The 3,181-nt window shown below is 70.7% G+C and carries 3 protein-coding genes; 2 read left to right on the top strand and 1 reads right to left on the bottom strand.

What is annotated here, in order from left to right; all coding sequences use genetic code 11:
• Window positions 1-1,114: right-handed parallel beta-helix repeat-containing protein (locus PROKR_RS28505; RefSeq protein WP_036970619.1), on the top strand; the 1,114-nt coding region annotated here is incomplete at its 5' end.
• Between the two features lie 88 nt (window positions 1,115-1,202).
• On the opposite strand, the gene PROKR_RS28500 is transcribed toward PROKR_RS28505, so the two are convergent.
• Window positions 1,203-1,940 carry a FadR/GntR family transcriptional regulator gene (locus PROKR_RS28500; RefSeq protein ID WP_036970616.1) on the bottom strand — a complete coding sequence of 246 codons (738 nt, stop codon included), beginning with the start codon at window positions 1,938-1,940 and terminating at the stop codon, window positions 1,203-1,205.
• 50 nt (window positions 1,941-1,990) lie between these two features.
• Here PROKR_RS28500 and PROKR_RS28495 point away from each other — a divergent pair.
• On the top strand, window positions 1,991-3,181 hold a 1,191-nt coding region (locus PROKR_RS28495), incomplete at its 3' end, for a mandelate racemase/muconate lactonizing enzyme family protein (RefSeq protein ID WP_245606002.1).

Raw genomic sequence — 3,181 nt, 5'->3', positions numbered from 1 at the left:
GACGCGCTCGCGGGCCGCACCTCGGCCCAGCACCGGGGGCGGCGTGCTGCTCGGCGGCGGCGACCGCGCCACCCTGGAGCGCGGCGACAACGTGGCGCGGTACAACGAGATCGCGCGGTTCTCGAAGCTCGCGACGTACACGCCCGCCGGGTACCTGTACGGCGTCGGCAACACGTTCGAGCACAACTACGTGCACGACGCCCCGCACATGGCGGTCCAGATCATGGGCAACGACATGAAGGCGAACCACAACCACTTCTACGACCTGGTGAAGAACGCGGGCGACCAGGGCGTGGTCTACACGGGCCGCGACTACACGTTCCTCGGCAACGAGGTGGCTTACAACCACTTCGAGAAGATCGGCGGCTCGAACGACGCGTTCTACATGGACGACGGAGCCTCGGGCATGCGGTTCCACCACAACGTGGTGCAGGGCGCGCACTCCGGCGTGTTCTTCCAGTCGGGGCACAGCAACACGGCCAACGACAACGTCTTCGTCGACGTCGACCGCACCGGCCACGACAAGATGTACCACCAGAAGGGCGAGAAGTCCCTGCCGGTGTCCAACGCGTGGGTGGTGCACAGCCGGTTCAACACGTTTCTCGACGTGCGGCCGGGCGAGAAGTACAGCGCGACGCCGCAGACCGTGGCCACCTGGCACGACCACTACACGAACGGCGAGCACACCTACTCCGACGGCACCCCGATCGTGTACCCGGAGATCGCCGACTGGTACGTGCCGCGGGTCACTGCGACCGAGGTGGCCTGCACGGCCGCGGACTACGCGACCGACGCCACCAACGGGTGCAGCCGGGCCACGGTCTGGAACAGCGCGGACTCGCTGTACGCCCCGGCGCGGATCGAGATCGACCACTCGGTCGTGATCGGCGGCGGGGACTACGCGGCCGGCTCGGCCACGTTCTCGGCCCCGGCCGAGACCTACGGCCTGGCGCGGTGGAGCGACAAGGTGGGCACGAACGTCGTCCGCCCGGCCTCCCTGGCCGACGCGGGCCTGGACGAGGAGACGCTCACGTTCTCGACCACGGGGGCCGTCGCGGACGCGTTCGGCCAGGCGTGGGTCGAGGAGTGGAACCGCCTGGTCACCACCCCCTGACCGTCCCCGACTTCGTTGAGTGTTGGCTATTTGTGGTCCGGAACCGGTTCCGGACCACAAATAGCCAGCACTCAACGAGGCGGGCGGGTCACTCCGTGGGGCGGCGGCGGGCCCAGCTGCCCGTGATGTGGTCGCGCATCGCGGCCGACGCCGCCTCCGCGTCGCCCGCGAGCAGCGCGGCCAGGATGTGGGTGTGCTGCTCGTGCGTCAGCTCGAGGTCCTCGCGCGTCGGGTGCCCGCTGTACTGCGGCGTGTGCAGGGCCTTGCCCTGGATGTTCGACACGATCGCCCGGCCGAACGCGTCCTGCGAGGCGCGGTGGATCAGCTCGTGGAACTCGACGTCGGCCGCCGCGTAGGCGGTCGGGTCGTCCATCAGTCCGGCGAGCTCCTCGGCCTTGGCCGTCAGCGCCGCGCGCTGCGGCGCGTCCAGCAGGCCGGCGGCGCGCTCCGCCATGGCGCACTCCAGCGTGGCGCGGACCTGGACCAGGTTGTCGAGGTAGACCAGCCGGTCCTCGCGCTGGAACAGCGCGTCCAGCACCAGGGGGTCCAGGAGGCTCCACTGGTCCTGGTCCAGCACCACGGTGCCCCAGCCCTGCCGCGTCGCGACGAGCCCCTTCTCGGCCAGGGTGGTCGTGGCCTCGCGGATCACCGTGCGGCTCACCTCGTACTGCTCGCACAGCACGCCGGCCGGCGGCAGCGCCGACCCGGGCGCGTAGTCGCCGACGACGATGGCCGTGACCAGGCTCTTGACGACCGCCGCGGCGAGCGGGGGACGGTGCCGCTGGGGGCGGGGTACTGCGGCACCGGCCGCGGGCGTCGAGTTCATCGAACCGAGGGTAGTCGAGTGTTGTACTATCGTCACTCGTATCATAAGTTATGAATGACATGCTGGCGGAGCGTCGCGAGCGTGCTGTCTCGACGACGATGTGGAGCACGATGCGAATCACCGGGTACCGGAGCCTGACGACGATTCACCGCTGGGGTCGTCCCGTGGGCGATGTGAACGGCGTGGTGGCCGGTGGCGTGACGGAGGTGCCGATCGTCCTGGTCGAGACCGACGGCGGGCTGACCGGCGTGGGCCTCGGTGCGCACGGCGACATCGCGCGGGTGTTCCCCGCCCTGGACGGGCAGGACCCACGGGCTGTCACCGCGCTGTACGACCGGATGCTGGCGTTCGTCTTCAAGTCCGGGCACAACGGCGCCACGTTCGGCACCATTGGCGCCCTCGACATGGCCCTGTGGGACCTCAAGGCCAAGATGGCGGACGAGCCGCTGTGGCAGACCCTCGGCGCCGACGACCGGTTCGTGCGTGGCTACGCCTCGGGCCTGGAGTACGGGCTCGGCGACGACGAGCTGGTCGGCCTCTACGAGCAGTGGGCCGAGCGTGGCTACACGGGCGCCAAGGTCAAGGGTGGCCTCGACGTGCACCGCGACGCCAAGCGGCTGGCCGCCGTGCGCGACGTGCTGCGCGTCAACAGCGACCAGCCCGCCATGATGTACGACGTGAACGAGTCCTGGGGTCGGCACCAGGCGGTCCGGCTCGCACGCCAGGTCGAGGAGCAGGTGGACCTGACCTGGATCGAGGAGCCCGTGCGGCGCTGGGACGTGCAGGGCCACCGGGCGGTCGTGTCCGGCGTGCAGGCCGCCGTGGCCACCGGCGAGAACCTCACCGGCCTGGAGCAGTACCGGCAGCTCCTCGACCAGGACGCCGTGACGGTGGTGCAGGCCGGCAGCGTCTGGGGCATCACCCACTTCCTGCGGGTGTCCGTGCTGGCCCTGGGCAAGGACCTGCCCGTGAGCCCGGTGGCGTACGACGCCAACCCGGTGGCGCACGCGGCCGCGGCGGTGCCGAACCACCTCGTCACAGAGGTCCAGGACCTCGAGGCCCCGGTGGGTCTGATCGTGGACCAGGAGTTCACCGACGGCGGGATACTTCTCGGCAGGTCGCCCGGGCTGGGCATCGAGGTCGACGAGGCGCTCATCGCCGCGCAGCGGGAGTCAGGGGCGTGGTCCACGCCCGCCGGGCCGCACGTGCGCCCCGCCGACGCCGGCCTGCGGCTCGCCCCG

This window comes from Promicromonospora kroppenstedtii DSM 19349 (assembly GCF_000515355.1).
GTDB classification, from domain to species: Bacteria; Actinomycetota; Actinomycetes; order Actinomycetales; family Cellulomonadaceae; genus Promicromonospora; species Promicromonospora kroppenstedtii.
This window is presented reverse-complemented; position numbering and strand designations above follow the sequence as displayed.

Excerpts from the sequence above, each read along its gene's own strand:
- PROKR_RS28500 (WP_036970616.1), bottom strand. The coding sequence starts at position 1,940 with ATGAACTCGACGCCCGCGGCCGGTGCCGCAGTACCCCGCCCCCAGCGG.